The 16,937-nt window shown below is 69.0% G+C and carries 17 protein-coding genes; 13 read left to right on the top strand and 4 right to left on the bottom strand.

Going from position 1 to position 16,937, the window contains the following annotated elements:
• The first annotated feature begins 244 nt into the window (after window positions 1-244).
• Window positions 245-850, top strand: a complete 606-nt coding sequence (locus MIAR_RS16925; RefSeq protein WP_285638285.1) for a GNAT family N-acetyltransferase — start codon at window positions 245-247, stop codon at window positions 848-850.
• Window positions 851-980: 130 nt separating this feature from the next.
• On the top strand, window positions 981-1,442 hold the full coding sequence (locus MIAR_RS16920; protein ID WP_285638283.1) for a DUF3817 domain-containing protein: 462 nt from the start codon (window positions 981-983) through the stop codon (window positions 1,440-1,442).
• Here MIAR_RS16920 and MIAR_RS16915 read toward each other — a convergent pair whose 3' ends face one another.
• Window positions 1,443-2,822 carry a nucleobase:cation symporter-2 family protein gene (locus MIAR_RS16915; RefSeq protein WP_285638282.1) on the bottom strand — a complete coding sequence of 460 codons (1,380 nt, stop codon included), beginning with the start codon at window positions 2,820-2,822 and terminating at the stop codon, window positions 1,443-1,445.
• Window positions 2,823-2,937: 115 nt separating this feature from the next.
• On the opposite strand from MIAR_RS16915, the gene MIAR_RS16910 reads away from it, so the two are divergent.
• The 6 genes from MIAR_RS16910 to MIAR_RS16885 all read left to right on the top strand — a co-directional run bounded on the left by MIAR_RS16910 (window position 2,938) and on the right by MIAR_RS16885 (window position 8,015).
• The gene (locus MIAR_RS16910) at window positions 2,938-3,261 is read left to right on the top strand and encodes an NIPSNAP family protein (RefSeq protein WP_285638280.1); all 324 of its coding nucleotides are present in this window, start codon (window positions 2,938-2,940) and stop codon (window positions 3,259-3,261) included.
• Between the two features lie 18 nt (window positions 3,262-3,279).
• Window positions 3,280-3,894, top strand: coding sequence for an ATP-dependent endonuclease (locus tag MIAR_RS16905; protein WP_285638278.1), 615 nt, complete (start codon window positions 3,280-3,282; stop codon window positions 3,892-3,894).
• A gap of 160 nt (window positions 3,895-4,054) precedes the next feature.
• The gene (dnaK, locus tag MIAR_RS16900; protein WP_285638276.1) at window positions 4,055-5,917 is read left to right on the top strand and encodes a molecular chaperone DnaK; all 1,863 of its coding nucleotides are present in this window, start codon (window positions 4,055-4,057) and stop codon (window positions 5,915-5,917) included.
• Between the two features lie 2 nt (window positions 5,918-5,919).
• Complete coding sequence (locus tag MIAR_RS16895) at window positions 5,920-6,555, top strand: nucleotide exchange factor GrpE (RefSeq protein ID WP_285638274.1); 636 nt, start codon at window positions 5,920-5,922, stop codon at window positions 6,553-6,555.
• A 7-nt stretch (window positions 6,556-6,562) separates the two neighbouring features.
• Window positions 6,563-7,546: a DnaJ C-terminal domain-containing protein gene (locus tag MIAR_RS16890; RefSeq protein ID WP_285638272.1), complete on the top strand. Its 984-nt coding sequence runs from the start codon at window positions 6,563-6,565 to the stop codon at window positions 7,544-7,546.
• 1 nt (window position 7,547) lies between these two features.
• Window positions 7,548-8,015 carry a heat shock protein transcriptional repressor HspR gene (locus tag MIAR_RS16885; protein WP_285638270.1) on the top strand — a complete coding sequence of 156 codons (468 nt, stop codon included), beginning with the start codon at window positions 7,548-7,550 and terminating at the stop codon, window positions 8,013-8,015.
• Between the two features lie 103 nt (window positions 8,016-8,118).
• Here the strand turns inward: MIAR_RS16885 and MIAR_RS16880 are convergent, their stop codons facing one another.
• Window positions 8,119-9,375, bottom strand: a complete 1,257-nt coding sequence (locus MIAR_RS16880; RefSeq protein ID WP_285638269.1) for a hypothetical protein — start codon at window positions 9,373-9,375, stop codon at window positions 8,119-8,121.
• Between the two features lie 31 nt (window positions 9,376-9,406).
• Window positions 9,407-10,762, bottom strand: coding sequence for a magnesium transporter (gene mgtE, locus MIAR_RS16875; protein WP_285638268.1), 1,356 nt, complete (start codon window positions 10,760-10,762; stop codon window positions 9,407-9,409).
• A 246-nt stretch (window positions 10,763-11,008) separates the two neighbouring features.
• Here mgtE and MIAR_RS16870 point away from each other — a divergent pair, with 246 nt between their 5' ends.
• The 5 genes from MIAR_RS16870 to MIAR_RS16850 are packed head-to-tail and all read left to right on the top strand — an operon-like array spanning window position 11,009 to window position 15,842.
• Window positions 11,009-11,674, top strand: a complete 666-nt coding sequence (locus tag MIAR_RS16870) for a GntR family transcriptional regulator (RefSeq protein WP_285638266.1) — start codon at window positions 11,009-11,011, stop codon at window positions 11,672-11,674.
• Window positions 11,675-11,723: 49 nt separating this feature from the next.
• Window positions 11,724-12,749, top strand: coding sequence for a tripartite tricarboxylate transporter substrate binding protein (locus MIAR_RS16865; protein WP_285638264.1), 1,026 nt, complete (start codon window positions 11,724-11,726; stop codon window positions 12,747-12,749).
• Window positions 12,750-12,802: 53 nt separating this feature from the next.
• The gene (locus MIAR_RS16860) at window positions 12,803-13,330 is read left to right on the top strand and encodes a tripartite tricarboxylate transporter TctB family protein (protein WP_285638262.1); all 528 of its coding nucleotides are present in this window, start codon (window positions 12,803-12,805) and stop codon (window positions 13,328-13,330) included.
• Window positions 13,327-14,976, top strand: a complete 1,650-nt coding sequence (locus MIAR_RS16855) for a tripartite tricarboxylate transporter permease (protein WP_285638260.1) — start codon at window positions 13,327-13,329, stop codon at window positions 14,974-14,976. Before MIAR_RS16860 ends, MIAR_RS16855 begins: the two co-directional genes overlap by 4 nt.
• Window positions 14,973-15,842 (top strand): dihydrodipicolinate synthase family protein, encoded by an 870-nt coding sequence (locus MIAR_RS16850; protein ID WP_285638258.1) that lies wholly within the window; start codon window positions 14,973-14,975, stop codon window positions 15,840-15,842. The genes MIAR_RS16855 and MIAR_RS16850 overlap by 4 nt, the downstream gene beginning before the upstream one ends.
• A gap of 88 nt (window positions 15,843-15,930) precedes the next feature.
• On the opposite strand, the gene MIAR_RS16845 is transcribed toward MIAR_RS16850, so the two are convergent.
• Window positions 15,931-16,899 (bottom strand): hypothetical protein, encoded by a 969-nt coding sequence (locus MIAR_RS16845; protein WP_285638256.1) that lies wholly within the window; start codon window positions 16,897-16,899, stop codon window positions 15,931-15,933.
• Window positions 16,900-16,937 lie beyond the last annotated feature (38 nt).

Below are 16,937 nucleotides of genomic sequence, written 5' to 3'. Positions count from 1 at the left end.
GCCTCGAGGATGAGGATGTCGACGGCGGTGGGCGCGACAATGACGGTGTTCATCGTGGGCTCCTTCCGCTTGCATCCTCCGGGCGCTTCCCGGGTGCGTGGTCGAGTCTAGGGGTGACGTCGTCCGCGAGGCGACGGGCGGATGCTGATCTGTTACCCGTTCGTGATGGGAACGTCAGCACCACAGACCCTGGCCGAGCGCGCGCCGGCGTGTCAGTCTGGTCGCACGGATCGGAGGCCGTGCGATGGAGGATCGGTTCACCACCCGACTGCTGGATGCCCGGACCTGGCCCGACTTCGCCGCACTGGTCGAAGCCAGCAACGGCGTGTGGGGCGGATGCTGGTGCATGGGCTTCCACCCGGAGGGCGTCGGCAGGCCGGGGCAGACCGCGGAGGTCAACCGGGCGGCGAAGCAGGCGCACGTCCAGGCCGGCACCGTGCACCAGATCCTGGTGTACGACGGGGCCGACTGCGTGGGGTGGTGCCAGTTCGGGTCACCTGCCGAGCTGCCGAACATCCAGAACCTGCGCACGTACGAGGCCGCCGGCGCCCCCGCGCCCACGTGGCGCATCGGCTGCATCTTCACCGCGTCGAAGCGGCGCGAGCAGGGTGTGGCACGGGTGGCAGTGGCTGCGGCGCTGGAGGAGATCCGCAAGGCGGGCGGGGGAGTCGTCGAGGCGTACCCGGAGCAGCTGACGGACCGCAAGCCGCAGCGTGGGGCGTACCTGCACACCGGACCTGAAGAGCTGTACACGCAGTTCGGCTTCGTCCGCGACCGGAGGATCGCCAAGTGGCGCTGGGTGATGCGCGCGGAGATCGGAGCCGAAGAGCGCCCGGACGAGCACCTCTGACCCCCGGGGCGCGCCGCGGTCTCCACCTTTCGGATGATCTTCCTGCCACAGAGGCCCCTCAGGGCCGGAATTCCAGGGGACGGAAGGCATCGGTCGCCTAGCGTGGAAGCAGATCGACCCGAGGAGATCCATGTTCCGCAGCCCTGCCCGACTGTTCCGCGCGCTCGCGATCGCCGAGGCGATCACCTGGACCCTGCTGATCGGCGCGCTCATCGCCCGCGCGGTCGGCGCGGCACCGGTGCTCGTGACGATCGCCGGCGGCATCCACGGCTTCGTCTTCCTCTCCTACGGTGCGACGGCCGTGCTTCTCGCCTTCCATCAGCGCTGGCACGTGGGCGTCGCGATCACCGCGATCGCCAGCGCGATCGTCCCCTACGCGACCATCCCCGCCGAGATCTGGCTGCACCGCAGCCGGCGCCTCGAGGGCGACTGGCGACTCACCGAGACCGACGACCCGCGCGACCGCACCTGGTACGACCGGACGATGCGCTGGTTCCTGCACCGCCCGTGGGTGCTCGCGCTGCTGATCCTCGTCGCGGTCGCCGCGATCTTCAGCATCCTGCTGCTGATCGGTCCTCCCGGCGGGAAGTGATCAGTCCTCGGACTTCTCGGCCTTCGGATGCTCGGCGGCCGCCGCGAACTCGCTGCGGCCGTCGTTCTTCGACCGTCGCACCCAGTGGTTGAAGACGATGTTCAGCACCACCGCGGTGAGGGTGGTCGAGCTGATCGCGGAGTTGAAGATCACCGAGAACCAGTCGGGGAAGCCGGCGTAGAAGCCCGGGTGCATGAGCGGGAGCAGGCCGACGCCCAGTGAGCCCGCCACGATCATCAGGTTGAGGTTGTTGCGGTAGTCCACCTTCGCCAGGGTCGCGATGCCGCTGGCCGCGACCGACCCGAACAGGAAGATGCCCACCCCGCCGAGCACGGGCGTCGGGACGGCGGCGATGACTCGCCCCAGCACCGGCAGCACGCCCAGCCCGATCAGGATCACGCCGCCGGTCGCCACCACGAAGCGGCTCTTCACTCCGGTGATCGCGACGAGTCCCACGTTCTGCGCGAACGCGCTCTGCGTGAACGAGTTGAACACCGGGGACACGGCGCTGGCGACCATGTCGGCCCGAAGGCCGTCGGTGATGCGCTTGGCATCCGTCTTCGTGCCGACCACCTCACTGACGGCCAGGATGTCGGCGGTGGTCTCGGTGAACGTCACCAGGATCACGATCATCATCGACAGAATCGACGCCACGTCGAAGGTCGGCAGGCCGAACGCGAACGGCGTCGGCAGCGCGAAGACGGGACCGTCCGCCACGCCGGAGAAGTCCGCGGCACCCAGGAACACAGCGAGGATCGTGCCGATGCCCAGCGACAGCAGCACGCTCAGGCGCGCGATCGAGGGCGTGCCGAGCTTGGTCAGCACGATGATGATCACCACCGTCGCGGCGGCCAGTCCCACGTTTCCCGGAGACCCGAACGCCGGATCCTTCGCATCCGGTCCCATCGCCCACCCGGCGGCCACCGGCATCAGCGACAGACCGATCGAGGTGATCACGGTGCCCGTGACGACCGGAGGGAAGAAGCGCAGCACCATCGCGAACAGCGGGACGAGCAGGATGCCGATGAGTGACGACACGATGACGGCGCCCATCACCGCCTGGATGCCGCCATCGCCCTGGATCGCGAGCATGGTCGCGATGCCCGAGAACGAGACGCCCTGCACGAGCGGGAGCCGGGAGCCGAAGAACGGGATGCCGAGAGTCTGCAGCAGCGTGGCCAGGCCGCCCATGAACAGGGAGCAGGCCACCAGCATCCCGAGATCGGCCTGCGACATCCCCGCCGCCTGCCCCATCACCAGCGGCGGTGCGATGATGCCGCCGTACATGGTGAGCACGTGCTGGAAGCCGTAGGCGATGTTCGCGCGCCAGCCGAGCTTGGCGTCTTCGGGGCGGATGGAGGAGGATGCGGTCGCGCTCATGCCCTGGGATCTCTCGGGAGTGGGGAGGTGACCAGGGTATCGCGGCACCCTCGCGCCGCCGCCCCGCGCGTGCGAGGATGGCCAGCGCCTGCCAGCCCTCACGATCGGAGTCACCGTGCCCGTTCTCGAGATCCGCTCCTACGTGCTCGAACCCGGCACGCGCGAGCGCTTCCACGACCTCTTCCACACCAAGGTCATGCCGCAGCTCGTCGACTCGGGCATCCGCGTGGTGCGCTACGCGCCCAGCGAGCACGACGACGTCTCCTACGTGCTGATGCGCGCCTTCGACTCGCTCGCGCATCGCGACGAGCAGGAGGACCGGTTCTACGGCAGCGCGCTCTGGCGAGAGGGACATCGTGAGGAGGTGCTCAGCATGATCGCGTCCTATCAGGAGGTCGTGCTGACGCTGGATGCCGCTGCCATCGACGCGCTGAGCTGAATCGACGGACGTCTCGCCATGCCGGGTGCTGATGCGGGGTCTGCGGCACTCATCGTCGTGCTGGTCGAGGGCCGGAGCGACCGGCTCGCGATCGAGGCACTCGCGCGTCGCCGCGCGGAGTCGCAGGCAGGGACCGGCCCGCTCGACGGAGTGGAACTGCGGGAGCTCGACGGCATCACGAACCTGCGCAAGGCGTTGACTGCACTGCGGGGCGCGTCGGCTCGGGTCCTCGGTCTGTACGATGCGGCTGAGCAGCGATACGTGCAGCGGGTCCTCGCCGACCTGGGGATGCTCGATGATGCAGGCCGGGGTGCACGGGGCGCCGCCGACATGGACTCGCTCGAGCCCCTCGGGTTCTTCGGCTGCGAGCGCGACCTGGAAGACGAGGTCATCCGCGCCGCCGGAGCCGAGCTGGTTCTCGAGGCCCTCGATGCCCGGGAGCGGGCACGGTTCCGCCGGTTCCAGCGGCAGCCGGCGCAGCGCGTGCGCAGCATCGAAGAGCAGCTGCACCGGTTCGCGGGCACCGCCGCCGGCCGCAAGTCCCGCTTCGCGGCGGATGTCATCGATGCGGTGCCGCTGGAGCGGACGCCCGCGACGCTCAACCGGCTGCTCGATCGCGTGCGCGAGCGCTGAGGGGGCCGGACAGCGCATCCACTCAAACCTGAGTCGACCTCTATCAACTTTCTTGACAGCATCCGGTGTCGCGGTTACACTTGAGTCATCGCGACTCAGGTTTTCTTGAGTCGCCCACGAACTCACTCAACTTCACCGCTTCAACAACAAGGAGAATCACATGGCACGTGCTGTCGGAATCGACCTCGGAACCACCAACTCCGTCGTCAGCGTCCTCGAGGGCGGCGAGCCCAAGGTCATCGCCAACGCCGAGGGCTTCCGCACCACCCCCTCGGTGGTCGCATTCACCAAGGACGGCGAGGTGCTGGTCGGCGAGACCGCCAAGCGCCAGGCCGTCACCAACGTCGACCGCACCATCTCGTCGGTCAAGCGCCACATGGGCACCGACTGGTCGTTCGACGTGGACGGCAAGAAGTGGACGCCGCAGGAGATCTCCGCGCGCATCCTGATGAAGCTCAAGCGCGACGCCGAGGCGTACCTCGGTGACACCGTGACGGATGCCGTCATCACCGTCCCCGCGTACTTCAACGACGCCGAGCGCCAGGCCACCAAGGAGGCCGGCGAGATCTCCGGCCTGAACGTGCTGCGCATCATCAACGAGCCCACCGCCGCTGCTCTGGCCTACGGCCTGGACAAGGGCAAGGAGGACGAGCTCATCCTCGTCTTCGACCTCGGTGGCGGTACCTTCGACGTCTCCCTCCTCGAGGTGGGCAAGGACGACGACTTCTCCACCATCCAGGTGCGCGCCACCGCCGGTGACAACCGCCTCGGTGGTGACGACTGGGACCAGCGCGTCGTCGACTACCTGATCAAGCAGTTCAAGGACTCGACCGGCGTCGACGTCTCGGGTGACAAGATCGCCCTGCAGCGTCTGAAGGAGGCTGCGGAGCAGGCCAAGAAGGAGCTGTCGAGCTCGACCAGCACCTCGGTCAACCTGCCGTACCTGTCCCTGACCGAGTCCGGTCCGGTGTCCCTGTCCGAGACGCTCACCCGCGCCAAGTTCGAGGACCTGACCAAGGACCTGCTCGACCGCACCAAGAAGCCGTTCGAGGATGTCATCCGCGAGGCGAACATCAAGGTCAGCGACATCGACCACATCGTGCTCGTCGGTGGATCGACCCGTATGCCGGCCGTCGCCGAGCTCGTCAAGCGCGAGACCGGCAAGGAAGCCAACAAGGGCGTCAACCCGGACGAGGTCGTCGCCGTCGGCGCCGCCCTGCAGGCCGGTGTCCTGAAGGGCGAGCGCAAGGACGTCCTGCTGATCGACGTCACCCCGCTGAGCCTCGGCATCGAGACCAAGGGCGGCCGCATGACCAAGCTCATCGACCGCAACACGGCCATCCCGACCAAGCGCAGCGAGACCTTCACCACCGCCGACGACAACCAGCCGTCGGTGTCGATCCAGGTCTTCCAGGGCGAGCGCGAGTTCACCCGCGACAACAAGCCGCTCGGCACCTTCGAGCTGACCGGCATCGCCCCGGCTCCCCGCGGCATCCCGCAGATCGAGGTCACCTTCGACATCGACGCCAACGGCATCGTGCACGTGTCCGCCAAGGACAAGGGCACCGGCAAGGAGCAGTCGATGACCATCACCGGCGGCTCGTCGCTGTCGAAGGACGACATCGAGCGCATGGTGCGCGAGGCCGAGGAGAACGCGGCCGAGGACAAGAAGCGCGCCGAGGCCCTCGAGCAGCGCAACCAGGCCGAGTCGCTCGCGTACTCGATCGAGAAGCTCATCAAAGAGAACGAGGACAAGCTGCCCGAGGACGTCAAGTCCGAGGTGCAGGGCGACGTCGACGCTCTGAAGACGGCTCTCGCCGGCGAGGACGACGACGCGGTCAAGGCCGCGTTCGACAAGCTCAACGCGTCGCAGGGCAAGCTGGGCGAGGCCATCTACGCTCAGTCCCAGGCGGATGCCGCATCCGGCGCCGCCGCTGGTGACGCAGGCGCCTCCGCCGACGCCGGGTCCGATGAGGACGTGGTGGACGCCGAGGTCGTGGACGACGAGGACGAGAAGAAGTAACCATGACGGACAAGAACTTCGACGAGAACGACGAGGTTCAGCCTGAGGGTGCGGGGTCGGATGCTGCGGCATCCGGCCCCGAGCCGCAGGTGAACCAGGACTCCGCCGAGGCCTCCGCAGCCGAGGGCTCGGATGACGACTTCACGGTGGATGACATCCTGAACGCCGAGCAGACGCCCGAGGCGTCCAGCGAGGACGGCTCGGATGCCGGAATCGTGGATGCCGAGCACGCCCTGCTCAACGACCTGAAGCGCCTGACCGCGGAGTACGCCAACTACCGGCGTCGCACCGAGGAGCAGCGCCATGTCGAGATCGCCCGCGCCAAGGGCGAGGTGGCCAAGGGCCTGCTCCCCGTGCTGGACGACCTCGATCGCGCGCAGCAGCACGGCGATCTGGAGGAGGGCTCTCCCTTCGCCGTGATCTCCGAGAAGCTGCGCGGTGTGGTCGAGAAGCTCGGCGTCGTCGCCTACGGCGAGAAGGGCGAGGAGTTCGACCCGCAGCAGCACGAGGCGATCTTCCAGCAGCCCACCCCTGGTGCCACCACCTCGACCATCCTCGAGGTCGTCGAGGTCGGCTACCGGCTGGGCGATGTCGAGCTGCGTCCGGCGAAGGTCGTCGTCGCCGTTCCTGCGGAGTAGGTGATCGATGGCCAGCCAGGATTGGTTCGACAAGGACTTCTACAAGACGCTCGGCGTCTCGAAGGACATCTCCGATGCGGAACTGAAGAAGACGTACCGCAAGCTCGCGCGGAAGTACCACCCGGACTCCAACCCGGGTGATGCTGCGGCCGAGGCGAAGTTCAAGGAGATCAGCGAGGCGTACAGCGTGCTCAGCGATGCCGAGCAGCGTCGCGAGTACGACGAGATCCGCGCGATGGGCTCGGGGGCGCGTTTCACCGCGCCCGGCGGCGGTGGCGCGGGCGGCTTCGAGGACGTGTTCAGCCGATTCGGGCAGGGCGGCGGCCGTCAGGCCGACTTCGACGACATCTTCTCGATGTTCAACCAGGGCGGCGGCTCGTTCGGCGGAGGCCGGTTCGGGCAGTCGTCGGGCGGATTCCGTGGCTTCGGCGGCCCTCAGAAGGGCGCCGACGTCACGGCCCGCACCACCCTGGACTTCGTCACGGCCGCCAAGGGCGAGACCATCACCCTGCAGGCCGAGGACGGCAAGCCCTTCAAGATCAAGGTGCCCGCGGGCGTCGCCGACGGCCAGAAGATCCGTCTGCGCGGCCGCGGCCGCCCCTCGCCCGACGGCGGGGAGCCCGGCGACATCGTCGTGCAGGTCACGGTGCGCCCGCATCCGGTGTTCACCCGCGACGGGCTGAACCTGCGGCTGACGGTGCCCGTCACGTTCACCGAGGCGACGCTCGGCGCGACCATCGAGGTGCCCACCCTGGGCGGCGAGACGGTCAAGCTGCGGGTCGCGCCGGGTACGCCCTCCGGGCGCGTGCTGCGCGTCAAGGGCCGGGGCATCGCCTCTGCGAAGAAGGGCACGGGCGACCTGCTGGCAGAGCTGCAGGTCGCCGTCCCCTCGCACCTCGACGACGCCGCGAAGGAGGCGCTGCAGCGCTTCCATGAACTCGAGCCGACGGAGAACCCGCGGGCCGAGATGATGGCGAAGGCCAAGGCCTGACATGGATGCCGAGTCCCCCGTCTTCGCGATCGCGGTCGCTGCCGAGCTGGCCGGCATGCACCCCCAGACGCTGCGGCAGTACGACCGCATCGGCCTGGTGGTGCCCGGCCGCACGCGCGGCGGCTCGCGGCGCTACTCGATGCGCGACATCGAGCAGCTCCGCGAGGTCGCGCAGCTGTCGAGCGAGGGGATGAGCCTCCCGGCGATCGCCCGTCTGCTCGACCTGGAGGACGAGGTGCGGATGCTGCGCTCCCGCGTCACAGAGCTCGAGGGCGCTCTGCGCGCCGAGCGGGAGAGCCGCCCCGGCGTTCGCGTCTTCGCCGCCGGGGCGACCGGGTCGATCGTCTCGCTGGCATCCGGCCGGCGCATCCGCCGCTCCACCGAGGTGGTGCTGTGGCATCCGCGCACCCTGACCGCGCCGGAGGGTGACGCGGATGCCGATGACGAGGCCCCGCGCGGCGGGGCCTGAGCGCAAGCCTTCCCGCCCCTGCTCACCTACCTCGCCCCGGCTGGTTCACGTGTGTCAGCAGGGGCAAGGTAGCTCAGCAGGGGCGAAGATCGGCGGCCATCGATCAGCCGGTGGCGTCCGGGTCTTTGCGTGATTCGTCAGGCGCGCCTCTCCATGCGCGGGCGAAGGCATCGTCCAACACCAGAAGGATGAGACAGATCGCGCTGCCGACGACCAGGCCCCATCCGGTCCCGGCTCCGCTCAAGACGCGTGTTGTGCCGTATGCCGCGAATGCGATGATCCCGCAGAGGGCGAGTGCAAGCCAGCGCCGCGGATGCCGGTGGCGGAACGGCATCTGCGGCTCGGCAGTGCCGTCGTTCATCATCCGCTGTGGCTCGGAGCTGATCAATTGCCGCTCGGAGCGCGGCTCGATCCTGTCCGTGTCGTCCGGAGCATCCGACAGCAGGCGCAACCAGTCGTGAGGGAGAGCGAGCGTCGTCATCAGCTCGGAAAGCACTTCGCGATGCGGTTCACGTCGGAACAGCGCCCGCAGGCGGGTCGCTCGCCCCTCGTCGAGGCGGAACTGCTTGATCCAGGCGGCCGGATCGTGGTCACGAGACGTCGCGTCACGGAGTCGCGCGCTCAAAGGCCTGCCGCCAACGAGCTGCCCAGGTCGACTCGGATCGACCACGATCCAGCGGGCATCCCACGCGGCGAACGCTGTCTCGCCGCGTTGAACGAAAGCCGCTGCAGCCTCGTCACCGGCACGCCACACGGCGATTCCATCGTGAGCCCGCCACAGTTCGCGGGCCATCGCCTCCGCAACGCGGCCGGGATTGGCCGGCTTCAGCGCGATGCCGAGAGGACCGGCGTCGACGGAGTCGAACACCATGCTGAGCCGTGCGCCCATCATCGCGATCTCATCACGGCGTTGATGCGTCGTCCACGCGACGACGGTGACCGGTGCCGAGCTCGCCAGTATGTCCGGGCTCTCCGGCCTTTCCCGGCTCACGGCGGCAGGCGAGTCGGGCGTCGGCATCAAGTCATCCGACCGCAAGGCACCCCTTCTTGCGGTGAACGGCTGATCATCGATAAGGGTTCCCGGCCCCGCCAGCGCGTCGAGGGCTGTGATGAGCAGGGCCTCGTCGGTATGCACCCAACCGACTTCCGGACCATACCCCTCCGTCATCGCAAGCACCGACATCTCGGCATCCGCCGGCACCATCGCCATCGTGCCGGTCCCGAACAACCGGGTGTGGCGGACTGCGGCGGGAATCCGCAGTCCGCTCAGCAGCTCCGCGAGTTCGGCGCTGAGATCAGCATCCGATGGCAGAGCCAGACTCACCCAGAGTGCGGGCGTCGGCGGTGAGGACGATGGCATGCGCCCAGCGTAGGGCCGACGGGCCTGAGCCTCACAGGCCCAGCACGGTCTTCGCGATCAGGAAGTAGATCACCAGACCCGTCGCGTCGACGAACGTCGTGATGAACGGGTTGGAGAACACGGCCGGGTCGACGCGGATCGCGCGGGCGGCCAGGGGCATCATCCCGCCCACGGATGCCGCGACCGTGCACACCGCGACCAGGGTGAGGCCGATCACCAGGCCGACGTGCCATTCGTAGATCAGGCCCGCGATCACGAATCCCAGCGTGCCCAGGAGGAGCCCCAGGCAGAATCCGACCCTGATCTCGCGGGAGAGCACGCGCAGCACGTCGCGCGGGCTGACCTCGCCCAGCGCGAGTGAGCGCGTCACCGTGGTCGCCGCCTGGTTGCCCGTGTTCCCGCCCGTGCCGATCAGGAGCGGAACGAACAGCGCGAGCACGGTCATCTGCGCGAGCGTCGCCTCGAAGGTGTCCAGCACCTGCACGGTCAGGGTCGCGCCGACCGCGAGCACGAGCAGCCACACGACCCTCGAGCGCACCAGCTGACGGATGGGCGTCCCCAGGTACGAGCGGCGCAGCGGCTCCACGCCGCCCTGGCGCGCGGCATCCTCGCTCTCCTCCTGCTTGAGGATGCGCGCCGCGTCGTCGATGGTGAGGATGCCAACCAGCCGCTGCTCGCCGTCGACGACCGGAAGGGCCAGCAGGCTGTAGTCGGTGGCTCGGCGGGCCGTTGTCTCGGCGTTCTCCGTCACCTCGGCGACGTGCGGCTCGTTCATCACGTCGGAGATGACGGCGTCCTCATCCGCCGACATCAGATCGCGCAGGCTGACGACCCCGACCACACGCCGGGCGTCGGTCACGGGCACGGTGTACACGGTCTCGGCGCTGTCGAGCGCGGCGCGGATGCGCGCGAACGTCTCGCGGACGGTCAGCTGCGGATGCGTCGTGACGAACTCCGGGCTCATGCGGCGCCCGATGGAGTCCTGCGGGTAGCCGAGCATGCCGGAGGTGAGGTCGCGCTCCTGCCGGGTGAGGCCGCGCAGCAGCTGGGGTGCCACCGAAGCCGGCAGCTCGTCGAGCAGCCAGACGCGGTCATCCGGATCCATCTCGGCGAACAGCGCAGTGATCTCGACGTTTCGCAGCGCCTGCACCAGGTCGCCGCGGGTGCCGGGGGAGAGGGCCTCGAACACCGCGAGGGCGCGGGTCTTGGCGAGCAGGCGGTACACGATCGCGGCGTCGTCGTTGGGGAGCCGGTCGACGAGCTCGACGACCTCGGGAACGGCGAGAGGGGTCAGCACGGCGGATGCGCCGGGCAGATCACCCTGGGCGATGAGGCGACGGATCTCGTCGGCGGCCTCGGAGACGGTCTGAAGCTGGGTGGGAGTCATGGGCGTGCCTTAGGAAGGCACCGCCGCACTGAGCGGGGTTACGGGAACGCCGTGGCGCGCGTCGCAGCAGACGCCGCCGCTCAGCCGAGCGGTGCGGAAGCGGAGGGGATGACGTGTCTGCGACTGTGACTGTCACTCGACATGATGAACCACCTCGCTTCCTGGTGCTCGGGGAAGGATTCCTCGTCGATCCTAGACCCCTTGACGGAGGATGTACCCTGTCAACAGTCAACAAGGGGAGTGCCGGTGTCGGACACAGTCAGAAGAGGCGAGTCTCTGGGCGCGCAGATCGCGAACGTGCTGCGGCAGCGCATCGTCCGCGGCGTGCTGGCTCCGGGGGAGCGGATCACCGAGGAGGCGCTCGCCGAGGAGTTCGACGTCAGTCGGGGACCGGTGCGCGACGCGCTCACCCAGCTCAGTTTCGAGAAGCTGGTGCGCATCCAGCGGCCCCGGGGCGTCTTCGTCGTCGGGCTGACCGGCGAAGACGTGGATGAGCTCTACAGCCTGCGCGGTGCGCTCGAGCAGCTCGCGCTGTCGCGGGCGATCCGCGTGGCGGACGACGCTCGCTGGCGGACGATGGCGGACGCCGTCCAGCGGATGGCGGAGGCAGCGGATGCCGGTGACCATGCCGCCTTCGTGGAGGCCGACCTCGACTTCCACTCGCAGATCTACGTGCTCGCCGACCACGCCCGCCTCGAGGGCGCCTGGAAGCAGTACCTGCCGACGTTCACGGCACTGCTCGACGTCACGATCAACCACGACGACGATCTGCACGACTCCGCCGGCGACCACGTCGTGCTGATGGACGTCATGCGCAGCGGCGATGCCGCGCGCGCGGCCGAGGTGCTCACGGCGCACCTGGACGGCGCCCGCGACCGCATGCTCAGCGAGCTCCCGCAGCAGACGCCCTGAGTCGATTCACCGGGATGCGTGGTCGACGTCTCGGTGTTGACTGTTAACAGTGAACACTGCTACGCTCGCCAGCGTCGACAACACGGTCGACCAGCACCGAGGAGCAAAGATGCCCCGCATCCGCATGTCCCGAGCGGCCGCAGCCATCGTCGCCGTCACCGCAACCGCTCTCGTCCTGGCGGGCTGCACCAAGGTCGAAGAGGGAGGTGCCGAGTCGGCCTTCCCCGAGAAGGACATCCGCCTGATCATCCAGGCGAACCCGGGCGGCGGCTCCGACCTCTCCTCGCGCGCACTCGCCACCGAGCTCGAGAAGATCCTCGACGTGAGCGTCGTCCCCGAGAACATGCCCGGCGCTGCCGGCGCCCTCGCCATGGAGTACGTCGGCAGCCAGAAGGCCGACGGCTACGTCATCGGCTTCGCGCCCGTCGAGATCGCGATGCTCAACACCACCCAGGGCGCCAAGGTGCTGCCCGAGAACTACGATCTGCTCGGCCAGATCATGCTCGCACCGGGCGTGATCACCGTCGGCGCGAACAGCGGCATCGACTCGCTCGAAGCGCTCGTCGCCAAGGCGAAGTCCGGTGCTGTGACGGTCGCGAACTCCGGTGCCGGCTCGATCTGGGAGGCCGCGACCGTCGGTCTCGCCGACGCCACCGGCGCCCAGTTCTCGCCCGTCCCGTACGACGGCGGCGCCACCGCCGTCGGCGCCGCGGCCTCCGGCGAGACGGTCGCCGCGGTCTCGGGTCTCGGTGAGGCGCTCGCGCAGGGCGATGCCGTGAAGATCCTCGCCGTCATGCACGATGAGCGCCACCCCGACGCGAAGGACGTCCCCACCGTCGAGGAGGCCATCGGCGAGAAGGTCGAGTTCGGCGGCTGGGGCGGCATCTACACCGCCAAGGGCCTGCCGGACGACGTGCACAAGACCCTCGAGGACGCCGTGAAGAAGGCCGTCGAATCCGACGGCTACCAGAAGTTCCAGACGGAGGCCGGAAACCTGGTCGTGTACCGCGACTCGGCCGAGTGGACCTCGTTCGTGAAGGACCAGTTCACCCTGTTCAAGGACCTGCTGGGCTGAGTGCCCCGGGACCGGGTCCACGGGCCCGGTCCCGGCCTCTCGAGAGGACACCCATGTCGACCACCGACACCCCCGTCGAGGACGAGTACCAGAGCGCGGCACCGTCGCGCGGGCTCGAGATCGCGTTCGCCGTCGTCGCGCTCGCTTTCGCCGCCGGCTACCTGTTCCTGGCCACGCAGATCCCGCTGCGCCGCGAGGCCGCGGCCGGGCAGATGGATGCCCGGTTCTGGCCCACAGTGCTCGGTGTCGCGGCCGTCGCCCTCGCCGTCATCCTGCTCGTCATCGCGATCTCGCGGCCCGCGCCGAGCCGCGAGGACATCGAGCGCATCCAGCCCGGCGGCTTGCTGCGCATGGCCGCGACGCTGGCGATCGCCTGCGCCTTCGTCGCGCTCTGGTCGCTGGGGTCGGTGGTGCTGATGGGCTACCGCATCGAGATCTTCCCGATCGCTGCAGGCCTGCTGATGGCCTCCCTGATGCTCGTCTACGGCCACCGCCGCTGGTTGAGCCTGATCATCTACACCGTCGCGGTCACGGCGTTCGTCTACGTCGTGTTCGGCATGCTGCTGAGGATTCCCCTGTGAACGCTTTCGCTGAGGGCCTGAACGCCCTGCTGGACGTCCAGATCCTGCTGAACATGGGCGTGGGTCTCGTGCTCGGCTTCATGGTCGGCGCCTTCCCCGGCATCACGGCCACCATGGCCGTCGCCCTCGCAGCGGGCTTCACCATGACACTCGAGCCCGTGCAGGGCCTCGCCGTGATGCTCACCATCTACGTCGCCGCCAACTTCGGCGACCGCGTGCCGTCCATCCTGATCAACACCCCGGGCACGCCCGCGTCCATCGCGACGACCCTGGACGGGTATCCGATGGCCAAGCAGGGCAAGGCGGGACTCGCCCTGACCGTCTCCGCGATCGTCTCGGCCGTCGGCATCCTGGCATCCCTCGTGCTGTTCTCGGTCGCCGCCGTCCCCATCGCCAGCTTCGCCCGCGACTACTTCCGCTCTCCCGAGCTGTTCGCCCTGGTGATCTTCGGCATCGCCATCATGATCGGCATCTCGTCCAAGTCGATGGTCAAGGGGATCCTCGCCGGTCTCTTCGGCCTGATGCTGGGCACCGTGGGGACCTATGCCGCCACGGCCGACCAGCGCTTCACCTTCGGATCGCTGGAGCTGGTGGAGGGCGTGAACTTCATCGCCGTGATCATCGGCCTCTTCGGCATCGCGGAGCTCTTCGATCAGCTGCTCACCCACCGCAAGAACCGGGTGCGGCCGATCTCCAGCCTCGGCCGCTGGTGGCCGACCTGGGGCGAGATGAAGCAGACCGGTCGTGCCACCGCGATCTCGGGTGGCGTGGGTCTCGGAGTCGGCCTGATCCCCGCAGCCGGCGGCGACATCGCCGGGCTCATCGGCTGGGAGCAGGCGCGCCGCGCATCCAAGCATCCGGAGCGCTTCGGCAAGGGCTCGATCGAGGGCGTCGCGGCGTCCGACACGGCCTCCAGCGCGACGCTCGGCGGCTCGCTCACCACGACCATGGCGCTGGGCATCCCCGGTGACTCGGTCATGGCGGTGATGATCGGCTCGATGATCATCTGGGGCATCACCCCCGGCCCGACGCTCTTCACCAACCGTCCCGACCTGGTCGTCTCCATCGTCGGCATCATGCTCCTCGCCACGCTGCTCTCGCTCGGCCTGAGCCTGGTGCGGATGAAGGGCATGGTCAAGCTGCTCGACGTGCCGCAGCAGTACCTGTGGAGCGGCATCCTGATCTTCTGCATCATCGGCACCTACGCCACCTCCAACAGCCTGTCGACCGTCATCACGATGCTCGTCTTCGGCGTGGTCGGCGTGCTGCTCAAGCGGATGCAGGTGCCGGCAGGCCCCGTCGTCCTCGGCCTGCTGCTGGGCCCGCTCGCGGAGGAGAACCTCGCCCGCACGATGGCCATCCTGCCGACCAAGCCGTTCTTCTCGGTGGTCAGCCCCATCGCGATCGCGCTGCTGCTGCTCGCCGTGCTCTCCATCGCCCTGCCGGCGATCCGCGCCGCCCGCAAGCCGCGCGAGCAGCGCGCCTCGCTCGAGGAGTCGATCCTGCCGACGTCCAGCATCGAGCAGATCGAGCACGCCCGCGAGGAGCTCGCGCAGGACCCCGAACTGCTCACGTCCACCGTGCGCAACATCGAGAAGAAGGGCGCGCGTCGTGCGCGCCGCACCGACAAGGAGAACGAGAAGTGACCCGCTACGACATCCTCACCGCGATCCCCACGGCCTTCGGGCGCGATGGATCGCTCGATCTGGAGGGGTCGCGCGCGATCTTCCGCTACGTCGGGAAGTCCGGCAATGAGGGCGCGTTCGTCCTCGGCACGACCGGCGAGTTCCCCGCCGTCGACCTCGACGAGTTCACCGCACTCGTCTCGGCGGCGCTGGACGAGCTGAAGGACCGGATGCGGGTCGTCGTGCACGTCGGACGCCCCAGCACCTTCGAGGCCGTCCGACTCACCCGCGTCGCCCGGGAGCTGGGCGCGACCGAGTTCGCGGCGCTGACGCCGTACTACCTGCGCGCCTCGGACGACGCGGTGTTCGACTACTTCCGGCAGGTGTCGGATGCCGTGGGCGACGGGCGGCTGTACGTGTACATCTACCCGGCGCGCAGCGGGAACCCGGTGTCACCCGAGCTGCTGGTGCGGCTCGCCGGGCTGCCGAACGTGGTCGGCGCGAAGGTCAGCGAGCTGTCGCTCGACGAGCTGGCCGCCTACCGCGCCGCCGTGCCCGCGGACTTCGAGCTCTACACGGGAGCCGACCGCGATCTCATCGCCGCGGTCGACGCCGGCGCGCAGGGGGTCATCTCGGGCGTCTCCTCGGTCACGCCGCAGCCGTTCCGGGCGCTGGCGGATGCCGGCCGCTCCGGGGACGCCTCGGCGATCGCCGCCGCCCAGGCGGCTGTCGACGATGTCGTTGCCCTGATCGGCGGCGACATGGCGCGCATGAAGGAGGGCTATCGGGTGCTGGGCGTCGCGGACTCCTACTGCCGGATGGCGCTGGACGAGCCGACGGATGCCGAGCGCGAGGCCGTCGCGCGCGTGGTGGCCGCATACGCCTGAGACGGCTCCGCCCCTCGAGAGACCACCCCGCGCATGAGAGATCATGCGCGGGGTGGTTTCTCATGTCGAACGGGGTCTCTCGCCGGCGTCAGTCCAGTGGATCGACGGCGAAGCGGAAGCTCGCGCCCTGGCGGAAGGGCTCGGATATCTCGAAGTTCTCGAACGCCGGCCCGCCCGGTATCTCGGAGGCGCTCGCCCAGTACGACCACCGAGCATTGACGAGGGTCTCGAGTTCGGGGTGCGGGTCGTCGACGCGCCAGGTCTGTCGTGACCGCAGACCCACGAACCGCCAGTGCTCCGCGGTGTCGTCGGCATAGGCGACCGACCACGGCTCCTCCTCGTCGCCGATCGCGCTGACCACCGCCGTCCGACCCTCCCGGCGCAGCTCGGCCAGTCCGAACCGCCCGTGCTCGGTGAAGCCGGTGCCCTCGAACCCGGGCCAGAGCTCGGCCGGAGTGACGGTCCGGTCGGCCAGCTCGAGCCGGCGCAGTCGCGCCCAGTTGCCCATGGTCGCGGTGAGCACCAGGCGCTGCAGCGGTGCGGATCCCTCGTTCTCGAATCCGGCCACTTCCACCTCGCGCGGGCGGTCCGCGCGGAATCGGACGCGCACCCGCACGTCCGCCCCGTTGTCGAACCGCTCCACCCCGATCCACACGGTCAGCGTCTCGACGCCGTCGATCGTCTCGACCACGCCGCGGCCCGGTGCGAGCGGGTCCCCCGGTGCGGCGAGGCCCTCGGGTTCGTCACCGGACCAGAATCGCTTTCCGTTCTCGCCGGGGTCGAGTGAACTCGGCTCCAGTTCGGAATATCCCCGTCGGTCCTCACCTCGCGGGATGGGCTCCACCGCGATGAAGTTCACGAGCCGCTCGCGCGGGTGATCCAGGTACGGGGTGAACACCCGCAGCAGTCCGCGCGGGCCCGGGATCGGATGGATGCCGATCTGCATGCCGTGGGCGTGCCCCCAGCGCGGCTCGGCATCCGCGACCCCCGCCGGTCGCAGCCAGATGCCGTCCGCCGTCGCCGGTGCCGCCTCCGTGAACCGCTCAGCCAAGCCCATCGGATCTCCTTCCGCATTGAAATCGATTTCGCAATGGT

The sequence above is a fragment of the Microbacterium arabinogalactanolyticum genome, assembly GCF_030268005.1.
Classification (GTDB): domain Bacteria; phylum Actinomycetota; class Actinomycetes; order Actinomycetales; family Microbacteriaceae; genus Microbacterium; species Microbacterium arabinogalactanolyticum.
Note: the sequence above shows the minus strand (reverse complement) of the source record. Positions and strands in the feature narration are given on the sequence as shown.

What these genes read in the sequence shown, in the direction of transcription:
- MIAR_RS16925 (WP_285638285.1), top strand. Translation starts at nt 245, where the DNA reads ATGGAGGATCGGTTCACCACCCGACTGCTGGATGCCCGGACCTGGCCC.
- MIAR_RS16920 (WP_285638283.1), top strand. Translation starts at nt 981, where the DNA reads ATGTTCCGCAGCCCTGCCCGACTGTTCCGCGCGCTCGCGATCGCCGAG.
- MIAR_RS16915 (WP_285638282.1), bottom strand. Translation starts at nt 2,822, where the DNA reads ATGAGCGCGACCGCATCCTCCTCCATCCGCCCCGAAGACGCCAAGCTC.
- MIAR_RS16905 (WP_285638278.1), top strand. Translation starts at nt 3,280, where the DNA reads ATGCCGGGTGCTGATGCGGGGTCTGCGGCACTCATCGTCGTGCTGGTC.
- dnaK (WP_285638276.1), top strand. Translation starts at nt 4,055, where the DNA reads ATGGCACGTGCTGTCGGAATCGACCTCGGAACCACCAACTCCGTCGTC.
- MIAR_RS16895 (WP_285638274.1), top strand. Translation starts at nt 5,920, where the DNA reads ATGACGGACAAGAACTTCGACGAGAACGACGAGGTTCAGCCTGAGGGT.
- MIAR_RS16890 (WP_285638272.1), top strand. Translation starts at nt 6,563, where the DNA reads ATGGCCAGCCAGGATTGGTTCGACAAGGACTTCTACAAGACGCTCGGC.
- MIAR_RS16885 (WP_285638270.1), top strand. Translation starts at nt 7,548, where the DNA reads ATGGATGCCGAGTCCCCCGTCTTCGCGATCGCGGTCGCTGCCGAGCTG.
- MIAR_RS16880 (WP_285638269.1), bottom strand. Translation starts at nt 9,375, where the DNA reads ATGCCATCGTCCTCACCGCCGACGCCCGCACTCTGGGTGAGTCTGGCT.
- mgtE (WP_285638268.1), bottom strand. Translation starts at nt 10,762, where the DNA reads ATGACTCCCACCCAGCTTCAGACCGTCTCCGAGGCCGCCGACGAGATC.
- MIAR_RS16860 (WP_285638262.1), top strand. Translation starts at nt 12,803, where the DNA reads ATGTCGACCACCGACACCCCCGTCGAGGACGAGTACCAGAGCGCGGCA.
- MIAR_RS16845 (WP_285638256.1), bottom strand. Translation starts at nt 16,899, where the DNA reads ATGGGCTTGGCTGAGCGGTTCACGGAGGCGGCACCGGCGACGGCGGAC.